The 15,162-nt window shown below is 68.6% G+C and carries 16 protein-coding genes; 10 read left to right on the forward strand and 6 right to left on the reverse strand.

Annotated elements, in window-relative coordinates; all coding sequences use genetic code 11:
* Positions 1 to 145 precede the first annotated feature (145 nt).
* From ACGFH6_RS25110 to ACGFH6_RS25120, 3 genes are all read left to right on the forward strand, one after another.
* Entirely contained in the window at positions 146 to 760 is a 615-nt protein-coding gene (locus tag ACGFH6_RS25110) for a DUF4386 domain-containing protein (protein ID WP_393388243.1), read from the forward strand.
* 103 nt (positions 761 to 863) lie between these two features.
* Positions 864 to 2,027 (forward strand): lipid II:glycine glycyltransferase FemX, encoded by a 1,164-nt coding sequence (locus tag ACGFH6_RS25115; protein WP_393388246.1) that lies wholly within the window; start codon positions 864 to 866, stop codon positions 2,025 to 2,027.
* 40 nt (positions 2,028 to 2,067) lie between these two features.
* A complete protein-coding gene (locus tag ACGFH6_RS25120; RefSeq protein ID WP_393388248.1) occupies positions 2,068 to 2,604 on the forward strand; it encodes a DUF664 domain-containing protein in 537 nt (178 codons plus the stop codon).
* Positions 2,605 to 2,609: 5 nt separating this feature from the next.
* Here ACGFH6_RS25120 and ACGFH6_RS25125 read toward each other — a convergent pair whose 3' ends face one another.
* The 3 genes from ACGFH6_RS25125 to ACGFH6_RS25135 are packed head-to-tail and all read right to left on the reverse strand — an operon-like array spanning position 2,610 to position 5,773.
* The gene (locus ACGFH6_RS25125; RefSeq protein WP_393388251.1) at positions 2,610 to 3,425 is read right to left on the reverse strand and encodes an ABC transporter permease; all 816 of its coding nucleotides are present in this window, start codon (positions 3,423 to 3,425) and stop codon (positions 2,610 to 2,612) included.
* Positions 3,425 to 4,837, reverse strand: a complete 1,413-nt coding sequence (locus tag ACGFH6_RS25130) for a hypothetical protein (protein ID WP_393388253.1) — start codon at positions 4,835 to 4,837, stop codon at positions 3,425 to 3,427. The genes ACGFH6_RS25125 and ACGFH6_RS25130 overlap by 1 nt, the downstream gene beginning before the upstream one ends.
* 3 nt (positions 4,838 to 4,840) lie before the next feature.
* Positions 4,841 to 5,773, reverse strand: coding sequence for an ABC transporter ATP-binding protein (locus tag ACGFH6_RS25135; RefSeq protein WP_393388256.1), 933 nt, complete (start codon positions 5,771 to 5,773; stop codon positions 4,841 to 4,843).
* A 110-nt stretch (positions 5,774 to 5,883) separates the two neighbouring features.
* Between ACGFH6_RS25135 and ACGFH6_RS25140 the strand changes: the two genes are divergently transcribed.
* Both ACGFH6_RS25140 and ACGFH6_RS25145 read left to right on the forward strand, forming a co-directional pair.
* Entirely contained in the window at positions 5,884 to 7,053 is a 1,170-nt protein-coding gene (locus ACGFH6_RS25140) for a sensor histidine kinase (RefSeq protein WP_393388259.1), read from the forward strand.
* Positions 7,050 to 7,733: a response regulator gene (locus tag ACGFH6_RS25145; RefSeq protein ID WP_393388262.1), complete on the forward strand. Its 684-nt coding sequence runs from the start codon at positions 7,050 to 7,052 to the stop codon at positions 7,731 to 7,733. Before ACGFH6_RS25140 ends, ACGFH6_RS25145 begins: the two co-directional genes overlap by 4 nt.
* A 6-nt stretch (positions 7,734 to 7,739) precedes the next feature.
* Here ACGFH6_RS25145 and ACGFH6_RS25150 read toward each other — a convergent pair whose 3' ends face one another.
* Positions 7,740 to 9,005 carry a sensor histidine kinase gene (locus ACGFH6_RS25150; RefSeq protein ID WP_393388264.1) on the reverse strand — a complete coding sequence of 422 codons (1,266 nt, stop codon included), beginning with the start codon at positions 9,003 to 9,005 and terminating at the stop codon, positions 7,740 to 7,742.
* Positions 9,006 to 9,023: 18 nt separating this feature from the next.
* Positions 9,024 to 9,680, reverse strand: a complete 657-nt coding sequence (locus tag ACGFH6_RS25155) for a response regulator transcription factor (protein ID WP_393388266.1) — start codon at positions 9,678 to 9,680, stop codon at positions 9,024 to 9,026.
* A 95-nt stretch (positions 9,681 to 9,775) separates the two neighbouring features.
* On the opposite strand from ACGFH6_RS25155, the gene ACGFH6_RS25160 reads away from it, so the two are divergent.
* The 3 genes from ACGFH6_RS25160 to ACGFH6_RS25170 are packed head-to-tail and all read left to right on the forward strand — an operon-like array spanning position 9,776 to position 11,716.
* The gene (locus ACGFH6_RS25160) at positions 9,776 to 10,504 is read left to right on the forward strand and encodes an ABC transporter ATP-binding protein (protein ID WP_393388269.1); all 729 of its coding nucleotides are present in this window, start codon (positions 9,776 to 9,778) and stop codon (positions 10,502 to 10,504) included.
* Positions 10,497 to 11,264: an ABC transporter permease gene (locus ACGFH6_RS25165; protein ID WP_393388272.1), complete on the forward strand. Its 768-nt coding sequence runs from the start codon at positions 10,497 to 10,499 to the stop codon at positions 11,262 to 11,264. The genes ACGFH6_RS25160 and ACGFH6_RS25165 overlap by 8 nt, the downstream gene beginning before the upstream one ends.
* On the forward strand, positions 11,261 to 11,716 hold the full coding sequence (locus ACGFH6_RS25170) for a hypothetical protein (RefSeq protein WP_393388275.1): 456 nt from the start codon (positions 11,261 to 11,263) through the stop codon (positions 11,714 to 11,716). The genes ACGFH6_RS25165 and ACGFH6_RS25170 overlap by 4 nt, the downstream gene beginning before the upstream one ends.
* On the opposite strand, the gene ACGFH6_RS25175 is transcribed toward ACGFH6_RS25170, so the two are convergent.
* Positions 11,694 to 12,563, reverse strand: a complete 870-nt coding sequence (locus ACGFH6_RS25175; protein WP_393388277.1) for an LLM class flavin-dependent oxidoreductase — start codon at positions 12,561 to 12,563, stop codon at positions 11,694 to 11,696. The two genes, ACGFH6_RS25170 and ACGFH6_RS25175, sit on opposite strands and share 23 nt — an antisense overlap.
* A gap of 98 nt (positions 12,564 to 12,661) precedes the next feature.
* Between ACGFH6_RS25175 and ACGFH6_RS25180 the strand changes: the two genes are divergently transcribed.
* Complete coding sequence (locus ACGFH6_RS25180; protein WP_393388280.1) at positions 12,662 to 13,060, forward strand: PPOX class F420-dependent oxidoreductase; 399 nt, start codon at positions 12,662 to 12,664, stop codon at positions 13,058 to 13,060.
* Between the two features lie 91 nt (positions 13,061 to 13,151).
* Positions 13,152 to 15,089: a family 43 glycosylhydrolase gene (locus ACGFH6_RS25185; protein WP_393388283.1), complete on the forward strand. Its 1,938-nt coding sequence runs from the start codon at positions 13,152 to 13,154 to the stop codon at positions 15,087 to 15,089.
* Positions 15,090 to 15,162: the final 73 nt, after the last annotated feature.

Consider the following 15,162-nt stretch of genomic DNA (forward strand, 5'->3'; position numbering starts at 1 on the left):
GGACAACCGACCGGGGGAGGCGCACTGTGGGAACGGACGTCTGCCGGGGGCTGAGGAGCGGACGCCACATCCCGGGCGGACATCCGGGGGACTGTCATCGGGGCGACGTCGCATCTCCTTGCTCATGCTCGATCGAGGGAGAGTCATGTCACGAAGGGGAATCGCGGTCGCCGTCGGCATCTTGTTCCTGGTCCAGATGGTCACGGCCATGGTCGGCACGACGTTGATCGACGCGTTCGAGAACGGTGACACCGACCGCGCGCCACTGACGGTCGGCGTCGTACTGATGATGTGTTCTGGGATCGCCGTCGTGGGGATCGGCCTGCTGATGTACCAGGTTCTGAAGGACGTCAATCAGAGGCTCGCGATCTGGTACCCGGTGATGAGAGTCATCGAGCTCACCGTCTCCGCTGTGTGCGGGATCTATCTGCTGGCACAGCTGGAGGTCGTTCCCAATCACCTGCTCTGGGTGTACATCCCCACGGGTATCGGTGGTCTGATCCTGACCTACCTGCTGTTCGTTTCCAGGCTCGTCCCTCGGCCGATCGCGGTGCTCGGGATCGTCGGCTACTCCTGTCTCCTGCTCGGAGTACCCCTCGACCTTCTCGGTGTTCTCGACATGAACGAAGGCGCAGGGCTTGCGCTCCTGATTCCGGGCGGGTTGTTCGAGTTCGTGGCCATGCCGATCTGGCTGATCGCCAAGGGATTCAGGTCACCGACGCCTGTCGATGAGGTCGGGTCACCGGCGTTGGCGACGTAGGGCTCCTTCGGGGTTCCCGGTCGGTGTGACCTTTTGCGGTTGTCGAGGCGTCTTACAGGGTGACGCGACGACATGACAGCCGATTGCGGGCGGGGTGAGACGTGTGCGCACCGATGTTTCGATTCGTCAGGACCAACTGACGGTCGGTGAGATCGAGCCGCTGCACTATCGAGCGGTAGCCGATCTCCACGACGACAGGAGCTTTCTGCAGATCCCGTCCTGGGCTCAGGTCAAGACCGGCTGGGCATCCGAGCTACTGGCTTGGCGGGACGGCGACGGACGGGTGGTCGGTACGACGCTGGTGCTGTTTCGCCAGGTGCCGGGCCTGTCCCGGTGGTATGCGTACCTGCCTGAGGGCCCGGATATCGATTGGGCGGATCCTTGGCTGGAGCGGTGGCTCGATCCCCTGCTCGACTATCTGGAGCGACGGGAGGCTTTCGCGGTCAGGTTGGGGCCGCCGAAGGCGTTGCGGCGTTGGCAGGCGGCCACCTTGAGGTCGGCGGTCGCACCTGGCCGCCGGGTCGACCATGTCCTGCCTGATGTGGTGGAGCCGGTCGGTTCGGCGATCGCCGATCGCCTGAGAACCCTGGGATGGCGCCGATGCGGCGAGCAGGAGTCCGCCGGCGATGCACAGCCCCGGTACCTGTTCCAGGTCCCGATCGCGGGTCGCGATCTCGTGGCCGGCTTCAGCAAGGAGTGGCAGCGCAACATCCGCAAGGCGATGAGGTCGGGTGTCGACGTACGACTCGGAGGCGAGCGCGACCTGCCCACGTTCTATGAGCTCTTGAGCGCCACGGAACGACGCAACGGGTTCCGTTTGGGCCGGTCGTTGGCGTACTACCAACGCCAGTACCGGGTGATGAACGGCGAGGTGCCAGGTCAGATGCGGTTGTATCTCTCGAGCTGGCAGGACGAAGTCCTTGCCGCCCACACGATGAACGTCGTCGGCCGGCGCGTCTGGTACCAGTCGGGCGGATCGGCCGACCACCGCCGCGATGTCAGGCCGAGCCACATCCTGCAGTGGAAAATGATGGCCGACGCCCAGAAGCTCGGCGCCGAGCGGTACGACATGCGTGGTGTGTCGGCTTCGCTGGATCCGGATGACGCCGCGTACGGGCTGCTGCGGTGGAAGCTGGGCACCGGCGGAGAGGTTGTCGAGACCGTCGGCGAATGGGAGCGGCCACTGCCTGGCCCGATCAACCGCGCACTGCACCGGGCGATGATCCACTTCCGTCACCGCCGCCGCTCGGATCCGGCCCAACGCTGAGGCACCATGTCATCGTCCCCACGACCGACGAGGAGGCTCCGTGGACTGGCGAGACATTCCGAAGGCCGAGTGCCCGCGTGGCAACGATGCGGAGATGCTGCAGTTCGCCGTCGATCGGGTGCGACAGCAGTTCGCCTGGAAGACCGGCGGTCTCGACGCGGAGCAGCTGCGCCGTACGCATCCGCCGTCGACGATGACCCTGGCAGGCTTGGTGAAGCACATGACGTTCGTCGAGGACGGCTTCACCGCCCAAGCGGCAGAGCAACCGCTCGGGCCGCCGTGGAACACCCGTAGCTGGGTCGAGAACGACGAGTGGGGGTGGGAGTCAGCGGTCACGGACGACCCGGAGGAGCTGTACGCCGAGTGGTACGGAGCCGCGGCGCGATCTCGAGCCGTCTGGGCGCAACTGAGCGCCGACGGCGGTCTCGACGTGGTGATCGACACCGGCGACCCGGAATGGGCCCAGAGCCGCCGCCGGTTTCTCATCGATCTCCTGGAGGAGTACCTCAAACACACCGGTCACGCCGACCTGCTGCGTGAAGCCATCGACGGCCTGACAGGCAACGACCCCCGTTGAGGATGCTAGGCGTCGCGGAGGTGGACGAGGGCCAGGGCGGTGGCGAGTGCGGCGGCGGCGTACAGGGCGAGGACGGCGAGACCTGACCAGGGAGCGATTGACTGGGCGTCCAGGCGCAGGGTGGCCTGGATCGACAAGCCTGCGGTCATCGGTGACGCCTTCTCGATCCATTCCTTCCAGCGGGGGTCGGTGACGGCGATCGACATGATCGGCGCGACGTAGAGCAGGACGAAGAGGATCGTCACCGTGCCGCCGGTATGGCGGACGACGAAGGCGACGCCGAGGCTGAGCAGGGCGACGAGGCCGAGGTACAGCACGGTTCCGCCGTACGCGCGCAGGGTCGGCCCGTCTCCGAGCGAGAGCGGCCGGTAGCCCGCGGTCGTGGTGAACCCGTTGCGGGCCAGGAATTCGCGGCCGGCCAGCAGCGATAGCAACACACTGATCGTGGCGGCCCCGACGACCGCGGTGGTGACAACCACCGCCTTCGCGGCGAGGACGACGAACCGCCGCGGGCAGGACGCAAGCGTGGTTCGGATCATCGCGGTCTCGTACTCGGCGGTGACCGCGAGCGCTGCGATCACGATCACCGCCGCCTGTCCGAGGTAGACCCCGGACAGGCTCAGCTTGGCGAGATCGAAGTCGCAGCTGGGGTCGGAGCGCGCGCAATCCGGCGGTGTGAGGTCCCAAGTCACCAAGGCCCCGATGGCTGCCGTCGACAACACCACCGCGGCAAGCGTCCAGCCGGTGGCCGGCATCGTGCGCAGCTTCGTCCACTCTGCCCGCAGCGCCCGTCCGGCGAGCAGCCTCCATCCGGCGGCCATCAGGCGTCCCGGCGGCCGAGTTGCCAGCGGGCCAGACCGAGTGCAACGACGGCGTACCCGCAGAGCACGCCCAGACCCGCCCATGGACCGATCACCTGGCCCGCGTCGACCGTCTGCTGCACGGCCAGCCCAGCGATCGGGGTCAGCCGGGTGGCCCAGATGTCGGCATCGGGAGAGATCACCGGTACGACGAGTTGCGGCACCACCACGAGTGCGACGACGAACACGATCGCGCCGACAGTACGTCGCCGGAGTACGGCGATGCCGAGGCTGAAGAGCGCGATCAGGGCGAGGAAGGCGGCGGTTCCGACGACCGCACGCAGGCTCTCGCCGTCCAGCAGCGACACATGCGGGTACGCCGGTGGGTTGTAGCCACCCGAGTGCAGCCCAGGTTGCGCGATCAGGAACGACGCGACACTGGCGATCAGCCCAGCCACGAACACGGTGCCGCCGAGCACGACGGCCTTCGCAGCGAGAACCTGGCCGCGCCGGGGTCCGGCGATGAACGTCGTGCGGATCAGCCCGGTCCGGTACTCCGCTGTCATGAACAGCACGCCGAGGGCAATCACCGCGATCACTCCGACGCGTACGCCGAAGAGGCTGAGCAGCACCACATCGTCGTCGCCCGGCGAATGCCAGCTCGCGATGCCGTACCCGGAGATGTCGCCCGACCCGGTGACGTTGAAGGTGTCGCCGGACCGGCTCAGGTCACCGATCGGAACTCCACCGGTCTCCTTCGACGGCACCGTCGAGATGTTCTGACCGATCCAGTCCCGGCTCCCTGCCAGTGCACCGGTCACCCTGACATCGTCGAAGATCGCCGCGCCTATCGTGTTCCTGATCCCGATCGACGTTCCGCCGCCGGTTCGGGTGGACACGTACGACGGCGGTGACGCGACGAACAGGCCGATCTCGACGTCGCGCGGCAGCGCCACGGTCAGCGTCCCGACCTCGTGCCAGTCCTGGCCGTTGGCAGATGCGTACCCGGTGATCGAGCTGCCGACCCGGGTCAGCTTGAGCCACTGCGGCGCCCGGTCGGGCGGTCCGGCCAGATCTGTGTCGAACATCGCCTGCATCCGCACGCCGTGGTCAGGTGTGACAAGCACAGCGGCGTACGGCGATCCCGGTGTGATCCCAGCTTTCACGAGGAGGCCCGCCTTGGCCCATTCGTGGCTGCTCTGCTGGCTGACCACCCTGGCGACCACCGAGCCGTCGCCGGCCAGGGGCTTGTGCACGAAGTAGGCCTGGTCGGAGTACCGCGGCTGCTCGTTGGCGTCGGTCGAGCCGGCCGACGTACCCAGGAGTTCCAGCAGCACGGTGACTGCGACCGCCGCGAGCAGGCACAGCGCGGTGCTCCGCACGGAGCGGAACTTCGTCCACTCTCCGCGCAGCACACGCAGGAAGCTCGTCATCGTTCACGCCTCCAGTGGCCGGCCGTGCGCGGCGAACTCGACCACGTCGCGGGTCAGGTCCATGTAGGCCTCTTCCAGCGACGCCCGATGCGCGGCGACCTCGGTGAACGTCAGCCCGTGCTGGTTCAGCAGTTTGATGACGTGCTCTGACGTCAACCCGGTCACGGTCACTCGATCATGGTCTGTCGCGGCGACCGTGGCGCCGGCCGTCGCCAGCACTGTCATCGCCTGGGTCCGATGCGAAGTGCGGAGTACGACTCTGTCCGCCGATGCGGCGGAGACCAGCTCCGCCACGGTTGTGTCCGCGATCAGCCGGCCGCGGCCGATCACGATCAGATGGTCCGCGCTGCCTTCGAGCTCACCCATCAGGTGGCTGGACACCAGCACTGCCCGGCCCTCGGCCGCCAGCGACCGCAGCAGACCGCGGATCCAGACGATGCCCTCGGGGTCCAGCCCGTTCACGGGCTCGTCGAACAACAGTACCGGCGGATCCCCGAGCAGCGCCCCGGCGATCCCGAGCCGCTGCCGCATGCCCAGGGAGAACCCGCCGGCCCGGCGCCGTGCCGCCTGCGTGAGGCCGACCTGCTCGAGGACTTCGTCGACGCGCCGGGCCGGCAAACCGTTGTACTGCGCCATCCAGAGCAGGTGATCGCGCGCCTTCCGGCCCGGATGGACCGCAGCCGCGTCGAGCAGCGCACCGACCTCGCGCAGCGGCGATGCGAGATCCCGGTAGCGGCGGCCGCCGACCAATGCGTCGCCGTCGTCCGGCGCATCCAGCCCGAGGATCACCCGCATCGTCGTCGACTTCCCGGCTCCGTTCGGTCCGACGAACCCGGTCACCTGCCCCGGCTGGACAGTGAACGACAGACCGTCCACGGCGACTGTGGCGCCGTACGTCTTGGACAGCTCGCGAACCTCGATCGTGGTGGACTCCATGCCTGAGACGCTACGGCTCGGTCCGGCAGATTTCGTCACGCTCCTGAGCGCTCTGGTCGTCCCTCGCGTGGGGGACGACCAGGGTGACGGACCGGGCGGACAATGAGGCTGTGAGCCAGGTCCGTGAGCTGGGCGACCGGGCGTTCGTTGCCGTCCGCAGGATCGCCGACACCCGCGATGCGTACGTCGTCGTGGCGGTCCTGCTCGCACTGCTCGCGGTCATGGAGTCTGCGAGCCGCGGCGACCGGAGCGGCCTGGACCAGGGGACGGCGCTGCTCCTCGGGCTCTGTGCGACGGTGCCGCTCGCATTCCTGCCGGCCCACCCGGTTCCCGCAGCGCTCGCAGTCACCCTGGCGAACAGCGTCTTGCTCGCCAGCCCGGAGACGCCGTACGTCGCCGCGGTGCTGGCCGGGATGATCGCTGCGTACCGGCTGGCGCGGAGCAGATCGCGTCTGGTGGCGTTCCCGCTGCTGCTGCCGTTCGTGGTGCTCGCGCTCGGTGAGCCGCGGGTGGACTCGACTGTCGTGCTGGTCCTGATGACGGCCGCGGTCCTGCTCGGCACCGCCGTACGGGAACGCGGTACGGCGGTGGCCGCAGCGGCAGCCGAGCGGGAGACCGCGGAGACCCTGCATGACTACGCCGCACGGGGTGAGCGAGCCCGGATCGCCCGCGAACTGCACGACGTCGTCGCGCACCACATCTCGATCATCGCCGTCCAGGCCGAGACCGCCCGGCTGTCCACACCAGGCTTACCGCCGGAGGGTGCGCAACGGCTGATCGCGATCGGCGACACCGCGCGATCCGCTCTCACCGAGATGCGCCGGCTGCTCGGCGTACTGCGCGAAGACGCTGACACCGGCACTCGGGCCGTGCGGGCACCGCAGCCCGGTCTGGAAGAGCTGAACGCACTCGTCGACGAAGCGCGTGCATCGTCCGGCGCCAGCACTCGCTTGATCGTGCGCGGCGGTGTCGTCCCGCTCGATCCGGGGGTTCAGCTGACGGCGTTCCGCATCGTCCAGGAGGCGCTGACCAACGCACGCCGGCACGCACCCGGCGCGGCCGCGGACGTCGAGTTGGACTACGCCGACGAGACACTGCGCGTGCGGATCCGCGACAGCGGTCCAGGCCCGGCCCTCGACCCCGACGGCGCCGGTGGACACGGGGTGGTGGGCATGCGCGAGCGCGCCGCGATGATGGGTGGTTCCCTGACCTTCGGCCGGTCCGTGGGCGGCGGTTTCGTGGTCGAGGCTGTTCTTCCGATCCCGCTGGACGCGCCATGACGACACCGACACGGATCGCCGTCGTCGACGATCAGGAGGTGATCCGCGCCGGATTCGGCACACTCCTCGGTACCCAGCCGGACTTCGTCGTCGCGGGCACCGCTGCCGACGGCTCGGAGGCGGTCCGGTTGTGTCGCGACCAGGCGTTGGACGTCGTCCTGATGGATGTCCGGATGCCGGTCCTGGACGGTATCGAGGCGACCCGTCGGATCGTCACCGACTCCGGTCCCACGGCCGGTCCGCGGATCCTGATGCTGACCACGTTCGACCTGGACGAGCACGTGTACGACGCTCTGGCCGCCGGAGCCAGCGGCTTCCTGCTCAAGGACGTGACCGCGGAACGCCTCTTCGACGCGGTCCGGGTGATCGCGTCCGGCGGTGGTCTGCTCGCGCCCACCGTGACGCGCCGGTTGATCGCGGAGTTCGCCCGGCGTCGTCCGGCCGGCGACCCGGCGGCGTCTCTCGGCCACCTCACACCGCGCGAGATCGAGGTGCTCCGGCTGATCGCCGCGGGTCTGTCCAACCCTGAGATCGCGACCCGGCTGGTGGTCAGCGACGAGACCGTCAAGACCCACGTCAGCCGGTTGCTCGGCAAGCTCGGCGCACGCGATCGCACCCAGGCCGTGATCGCCGCCTACGAGTCAGGCCTCGTCGTCCCCGGTGCCCCACGCGACGGCTGAGCGGCCTCAGGTGTGGTCGGCCTGTGGGATTCTGGCTTCCAGGGTGGCGCCTCCGCTGTCGGCGGTGCGGATCGTGATCGTGCCGTGGTGGCGTTCGATGATGGTGGCAACGATCGCCAGGCCGAGGCCGGTGCCGCCGGCGTCGCGGGAGCGGGCCGGGTTCAGCCGGACGAACCGGTCGAAGACGCGGGTCCGGTCGGCCGCGGGGACACCGGGACCGTCGTCGCTGATGGCGAGGACGACGGTGGTGGCGGACTCCGTGAGGGTGAACGCGATCCGGTACCGGGCGTGCCGCGCGGCGTTGTCGGCGAGGTTGTGGATCATCCGGGCCAGCGCCGCCTCGTCGCCGCGGACCTGACCGCCGGACACACCGGTCGTGTCGATCGCCAGACTTGTTGCCGATCGCAACCGTTGCGCCTCGGCGAGAACGAGGTCGTCGAGATCGACCGGGGTGTTCGGAGGTTCCGTGTGGTCCTCGTCGGAGCGGGCCAGTAACAGCAGATCGTCGACCAGGCCTTGCATCCGCACATCCTCGTCGAGGACTGTCGCCGCCAGCTCGGTGACGGTCGTGCGCCCGGGATGGGCCCGGGCGACCTCGGCGTGCTGGCGGATCGCCGCGATCGGCGACCGCAACTCGTGCGAGGCGTCGGAGACGAACCGCAGCCGGCTCTCCTGCGACCGCTGCAGGCGATCGAGCATCCGGTTCATCGTCCTGGCCAGTCGGCCGATCTCGTCGGTGCGGGCGGCGGGGACGCGGCGGTGGAGCTCGGTCGCGGTGATCTCGTCGACCTCACGCCGGATCGCCGTGACCGGCGCCAGGATCCGTCCTGTCACCACCCAGGTCACGCCGCCGACGATCAGCATCATCAACGGCACCCCGACCAGGAGGACGCGACGTACGAACCGGGTGGAGTCGAGCACATCCACCAAGGGCTTGCCCACGATCACGTCACCACCGGTGGCGAGCGGTGCCGCGGCGAAGACGAAGTCCTCCGGATAACCGGGAGGTTCGACCGAGACGCAGCCGTTGGCAGGCGGAGAAGCAATCGTCTCGCCACCGCCCTGTCCTGCGGTCCACTGGATCAGTTCGCTGTTCGTCGACTGTGGCCGGCCTGTGCCGGTCGCCGAGCTCAGTTGCGCGGCTCGGTCCCGCGCGTCCTGGCACACCTGGTCGGTGAGCACCGAGCCGAGCAACGCGACGAGCACCAGGGCGCCGGCGACGAGCGCGAGGCCGAGCACCAGCACCGCTGTGATTGTCACCCGCAGCCGCATGGCGCGACCTCCCCATCGTCAATCGGCAAGTCGGTAGCCGGCTCCGCGCAGGGTCGTGATCGAGTCCTGCCCGAGCTTGGTGCGGAGTCGCCGGATGTAGACCTCGATGATGTTCGGGTCGCCGTCGAAGTCGTAGTCCCAGACGTGGTCCAGGATCGTTCGTTTCGAGACCACCTGACCATGCCGCCGAACAAGGAACTCCAGCAACGACAGCTCCCGCGCGGTCAGCGCCAGCTCGACCTCACCGGCCCAGGCTCGTCGGGCCGCGGGATCCAGCCGCAGGTGACCTGCTTCCAGAACGCACGGTCGCTCCGCCGCACCCCGCCGTACCAGGGCGCGCAGCCTGGCGATCAGGACGGCGTACGAGAAGGGCTTGGTGAGATAGTCGTCCGCGCCGGTGTCGAGGGCACGGACCTGGTCGGTGTCCGCATCCCGTGCCGTCAGCATCAGGATCGGCGTCCACACCTGCTCGGCCCGAAGCGTCGCGCAGATCTCGAACCCGTCGATCCCGGGCAGCATCAGATCCAGCAGGACGACGTCGTACCCGTACTCGCGGGCGAGCCACAGTCCGTCGGTCCCGGTCAGCGCGACGTCGACGGCGTACCCCTCTGCCTCCAGGCCGGCCCGCAGGCCCGTGGCCAGCCGGAGCTCGTCCTCCACCACCAGCGCGCGCATCACCCACCTCCAGGCGATCCTCCTCCATTCTGGCTGAATCCCGGCTGAATGCACCGTTCAGCGGGGATTCAGCCGGGCGGACCTACCGTCGGCCCATGGCGACCATCGAGGCGATCGGCCTGAGCAAGCGGTACGGCGCGCGCAACGCCCTCGACGGACTCACCTTCGCCGCGGACGCGGGCGAGGTGATCGGACTGCTCGGCCCCAACGGCGCCGGGAAGACGACCACGATCCGCGTGCTCACAACGATCCTCGAGCCGACCGGCGGGACCTTCAGCGTCGCCGGCGTACCCAGCGAGCAGCCGCACCGGATCAGGCAGCGCATCGGTGTTCTGCCGGAGAGCACCGGGTATCCAGCGCGGCAGACCGGTGCGGAGTACCTCCGCTACGCAGCGCGGCTGTTCGGATCGAGTCGCCACGATGCACGCGCGGTGGCCGGGCGATTGCTGACCGACGTGGGTCTCGGCGATCGAGCGGGTGCACGGATCTCGACGTACAGCCGGGGTATGAAGCAACGGCTCGGGATCGCCCGCGCGCTGGTCAACGACCCCGCGGTCGTGTTCCTGGACGAGCCGACGCTCGGGTTGGACCCGGCCGGTCAGCGCGAGATTCTGAGCACCATCGCGGACATCGCCGGTCGACGTGGTGTGACGGTGGTGCTATCGACCCACACGCTCACCGAGGTCGAGCAGGTCTGCGGCAGCGTGCTCATCCTCGACCACGGCAGGCTTCGGGCGGCCGGACCGATCGCCGGAATCGTCGCCGGAGCGGGCAGCCTGAGTGCCGCGTTCCTCGACCTGACCGGGGAGAGCGGTCATGACTAGGTGGACAGTGGTTGCCGAGCAGGAGAGCCGGGACCTCTGGATCGGCGGACGCGGACCGGTGCTGGTGTTCGGGTTCAGCCTCCTGCTCAGCGCGATGACCTACCTGGCCGCGACCAATCAGGCCATGAACTTCCTCGAGCAACGCGAGGCGGTCAACCTCACGGTCCAGGTCGGGCTGGCGGTCGGGGTCCTGCTCACGGTCGTGGTCAGTGCGGATGCGATCAGCGGCGAGCGCGAACGCGGCACGTTCGAGGCGCTTCTGCTCACGCCCGTGTCCCGGCGCGCGATCGTCGTCGGCAAGCTCGCGGCCGCCTCGACGATGTGGCTGGCCTGCCTGGCCGTCACGCTCCCTTATCTGTGGGTGCTCGGCCGCGGCGTGGCAGGCGCAGGCCAGGCGGCGCTCCTCGCCCTGGTCGTCGGGACGCTGGTCGCGATCGGGCTCGGCGGCATCGCATTGCTCTTCAGCGGCTGGACGAACTCCAACAAGACGAGCCTGGCGTGCGGCCTGCTCCTGCTGCTCGTGCTGTTCGCGCCGACCCAACTGCCCGCGCTGCCGAAGACCGGATTCGGCCAGGTGCTGACCCGGATCAACCCGATCGGGTCCGCCCTGCACTACATCTCCCAGATCCTTGTCGGCCGCCGCGGCTGGACCAACGACCTCAGCTACCTGGTCGCGCCGGTCGTGGTCGCACTGGTCGTCATCGTGGTTCTGATCGCGGCCGGTCCGCGGCTCGTCCGGCTGACTGCGGGGTTGCGATGAACCTGCTCAGCCTGATCGCCACCGTCGTGATGGCCAACCCGACGATCACGATGAATCAGGACCAACTGACCACGCAGCTAGGCCAGACCCTCACCGTCGAGTCGGTCGTCAGCGAGTCCGGTCCGGCCATCGCCCATCTCAACGTGGTCAGCCTCGACGGCGTGTACGTCGACCTGGAGGACTGGACGCAGGACGTCACCCAGCCGGTCCCGGCCGGCCGGGAAACCCAACTGGACTGGGAGTTCCAGGCCGTCAACCCCGGTCACTTCGCGGTGTACGTCGTACTGATCCCGCAGAGCGGAGCTCTGGTCGCCGGACCACCGGTTCACATCACCGTCTCACCTCGCCAGACGCTCGACACCGGTGGTGCCCTGCCGGTCGCGATCGCCGTACCGGCGTTGCTCGGCGCCGCCGCTTTGATCGGGCGCCTCAGGCGTGCAGCAAGGGCTTGAGGTCCTTGCCGAGGAAATGCACGAAGGTGTCGAGGTCCGGTTCGTCGCGGCACGGTTGGATGGAGACTGTGGTCACCCCGGCGTCGGCCAGTTGCAGGATGCGGTCGGCGATGCTGCGCGCGTTGCCGGCGGCACCCACCTCTCGTCCGCCTGGAATGTCCCAGTTGGCCAGCTCGGCGTCCACCCGTGCGTGAGCATCCGGTCCGGTGGCTACGGTCAGGGTGGCCACGACCTCGTGGCCTGGTGCGGCGTCGGCCAGGGTGGTTGCGGTCGACTGCTTCAGTTCGGCGAGGTTCAGGCCGAGTGGGAGCATTGTGCCGGTGCCGAGCCGGCCCGCTGCGGCAAGCGATCGTGGACCGGCCGCGCCGATCAGCAGCGGAGTGGGCTGCAGCGGCGGGTAGGTCAGCGCGACGTCGTCCAGGTGCACGTAGCGGCCGGACACGGTGACCCGTTCGCCGTCCAGCAACCGGCGTAGTGCGGTCGCGTACTCGCGCAGCAAGGTGAGCGGGGCGTCGGCCCGCACTCCGGCTTGCTCCATCCACGGCTGTACGCCGTGACCGATGCCGGCCACGAACCGGCCGGGAAACAGCCGATCGATGGTCGCGATCTCCATGGCCGCCTGGGCGACAGAGCGCAACGGCACCGGCAGGATGCCGATTCCGACCCGCACCCGCTCGGTGGCTTCCAGCGCGACCACAGCGCTGGCGACCGCACTCTCCTTGAAACAGTCCTCCGACACCCAGAAGTCGTCCAGCCCGGCGGCGTCCACCGACCTTGCCAACGGTCTGATCGACTCCGGGGGCAGCGCCGGGGGAAACACCAGGCCGAGTCTCAGCTGATTGGTCATGCGACCATGCTCGTCCAGGCCACCGACAGTCTCGACGCACGCGACAGCGTGATGCCAGTCTTGTCGGGCCACGGACCGACGTACATCAGGAGGCGAGAGTGGAGATCCCGGCCGAGTTCGAGGAACTGTTGTCATCGGCAACAGTCGCGTTCGTTGGCACGATCGGTAAGCGAGGTGAGCCGCAGGTGACGCCGCTGTGGTTCCTCTGGGACGGCGAGCGGGTGCGGATCAGCCTGGTGGAGGGCCGCCAGAAGTTGCGCAACCTGCAACGTGACCCGCGGATCTCAGTCGTGATCGTGGACCCGGCCCGGCCGACGTACTACCTGGAACTGCGGGGGCGGGTCGACGGGTTGATCCCCGACCCGGATCTCGCGCTGGAGCAGGCGATCGCCCGGAAGTACACCGGCGACTGGGCGGACGTCGAACCGCCCGGTACGACGCGGTACGCGGCAGCGATCATCGTGGAACGCACCACGAGCCAGCTCGGGAGCCCTTGACGACACCCCCCCAGCGGGCTGTAATCGATGTCTCCAGCCGTGTTGACGTAAACATCCTTACTGCCCGTCCGCCCCGACGTAAGGACCCCGGATGAGACTGATCAGACTCGCCGTCCTGAGCGCAACGCTCACCCTGCTGGCCCCGGTCGCGATCGCCGCCCCGGCCCCACCCGCACCCACGACCTACAACTCGTTCCGCCCCGGCGCCGAATGGCTCGACACCACGGGCCAGGTGATCCAGGCACATGGCGGCCAGGTGGTGCCGTCGACCGACCAGCGCGGCCGGCGGATCTGGTACTGGTACGGCGAGGACCGCAGCAACGGGTACTTCGACTCACCCGGAGTCCACGTGTACGCGTCGTACGACTTGTACAACTGGAAGGACGAAGGTCTCGCACTGCGGGCGATGAGCTCACCGGACCAGTTCACGAACGACAAGTACTTCGCGAAGCTGTACAAGCACTACACCGCCACGCAGAAGGAGATCGTCTGGCGCGACCTGTCCACCAACAGCGTCCGCACCGACGGCTGGGCCCGCCCGTCGATCCTCGAGCGGCCGAAGGTGATCCACAACAAGACGACCGGCAAGTGGATCATGTGGGTGCACTCCGACGGACCGTCGTCCCCGACCGGTACGTCGACGTACGCGCGGGCCGAGGCCGGAGTGGCGATCGCGGATTCGCCGGCCGGGCCGTTCCGGTGGATCGACTCGTACCGGCTGAACCGCGTGCCGAGCGACTCGGTGCCGTGGTGTGGGACCGGGTCCGCGTTCGACCCGGCCGGCGGCATGGCCCGGGACATGAACCTGTTCGTCGACGACGACGGGACGGCGTACATCGTGTACTCCTCCGAGGAGAACCGGACGATGTACATCTCGAAGCTGAACAAGTCGTACACGTACCTGTCCGCGCCGCCCGAGAAGGCCGTGCAGGGGAAGGACTTCGTGCGGACGCTCGCGTGCAACCAGCGGGAGGCGCCGGCGATGTTCAAGTCCGAGGGCACCTATTACCTGATCACCTCCGGGGCCACGGGATGGGATCCGAACCCGGCGCGCTACGCCACCGCGACGAGCGTTCTCGGTCAGTGGACCGACAAAGGCAGCCCGATCAGTGGGGCAGGCGCGGCGGACACCTATCGGTCGCAGAGTACGTCGGTGATCCCGGTCGATCCGGCGCGGAACAAGTACGCCTTCATGGGGGACCGCTGGACTCCGGATGACCTGGCCAACGCGCCGTACATCTGGATGCCGATGAGCTTCGGCGAGGGCGGCAGCCTGTCGATCGGCCCCGACCAGGAGTGGACGCTGCGCGACCTGGCGCCGTACCAGCGCTGGACTGTCGAGACGTCGCTGCCGGATCACGTCTGGCTGAACGACACGAGCACGTTGCCGGCCGCGGTCAGTGTGAAGACGGCGGCGGGCTCACAGCAGGTCGTGGTCACGTGGGATGCGTCGACCATCGCGCAGCCGGGGCCGGCGAGCCTCCGCGGCACCCTGTCGGACGGGCGAACGTTCACGCGGTCCGTCATGGTGGTCCCGCACAACGCTCGGTACGCCGTCAACGCGGGCGGTGCCGCGACGCCGGACTGGCAGACGCTGATGCGGGCCGCCGCCAGTGAAGGTGCCCTGCTGAATTCGGGCCCCGAGCAACCATTGGGAACCGATCCCGTTACCGGGACGACCTGGGGTTACACCGGGTCGAGCGCACCCGCGGGCAGCGGTGACCTGTACAGCACGTTGCGCTACGCCAAGGATCACGAGGCGCTCGTCTACACCTTCGGCGGCCTGGAGCCGGGGACGTACACGGTCCACGCCGGGTACTTCGATCCGTGGCCGTGGGCCAACCGCGCCGCCCAAGTCACGGTCAACGGTTCGGTCGTCGACCAGCAGCGTCTGTTCACGGGCACCGGTACGGCGGCGTCGTACGGCGGGATCACGGTCGGTGCCGACGGCAACATCACCGTCTCCGTCGCGCCGACTCGCGCACCGGACATCCAAGTCAGCTGGCTGATGGTCTCCCGCGACAACTGACTCGTGCCCCCGGTGACCGCCGGGGGCACAGTTGTGTCCGCACTATTCAGTGCTACTATCTACTGGTAGTCAA

This window comes from Kribbella sp. NPDC049227 (genome assembly GCF_043197265.1).
In the GTDB taxonomy this organism is placed as follows: Bacteria; Actinomycetota; Actinomycetes; order Propionibacteriales; family Kribbellaceae; genus Kribbella.

Coding starts and splice junctions, on each gene's coding strand:
- ACGFH6_RS25110 (WP_393388243.1), top strand. CDS start 146: ATGTCACGAAGGGGAATCGCGGTCGCCGTCGGCATCTTGTTCCTGGTC.
- ACGFH6_RS25125 (WP_393388251.1), bottom strand. CDS start 3,425: ATGGCCGCCGGATGGAGGCTGCTCGCCGGACGGGCGCTGCGGGCAGAG.
- ACGFH6_RS25130 (WP_393388253.1), bottom strand. CDS start 4,837: ATGACGAGCTTCCTGCGTGTGCTGCGCGGAGAGTGGACGAAGTTCCGC.
- ACGFH6_RS25135 (WP_393388256.1), bottom strand. CDS start 5,773: ATGGAGTCCACCACGATCGAGGTTCGCGAGCTGTCCAAGACGTACGGC.
- ACGFH6_RS25145 (WP_393388262.1), top strand. CDS start 7,050: ATGACGACACCGACACGGATCGCCGTCGTCGACGATCAGGAGGTGATC.
- ACGFH6_RS25150 (WP_393388264.1), bottom strand. CDS start 9,005: ATGCGGCTGCGGGTGACAATCACAGCGGTGCTGGTGCTCGGCCTCGCG.
- ACGFH6_RS25155 (WP_393388266.1), bottom strand. CDS start 9,680: ATGCGCGCGCTGGTGGTGGAGGACGAGCTCCGGCTGGCCACGGGCCTG.
- ACGFH6_RS25160 (WP_393388269.1), top strand. CDS start 9,776: ATGGCGACCATCGAGGCGATCGGCCTGAGCAAGCGGTACGGCGCGCGC.
- ACGFH6_RS25165 (WP_393388272.1), top strand. CDS start 10,497: ATGACTAGGTGGACAGTGGTTGCCGAGCAGGAGAGCCGGGACCTCTGG.
- ACGFH6_RS25170 (WP_393388275.1), top strand. CDS start 11,261: ATGAACCTGCTCAGCCTGATCGCCACCGTCGTGATGGCCAACCCGACG.
- ACGFH6_RS25175 (WP_393388277.1), bottom strand. CDS start 12,563: ATGACCAATCAGCTGAGACTCGGCCTGGTGTTTCCCCCGGCGCTGCCC.
- ACGFH6_RS25185 (WP_393388283.1), top strand. CDS start 13,152: ATGAGACTGATCAGACTCGCCGTCCTGAGCGCAACGCTCACCCTGCTG.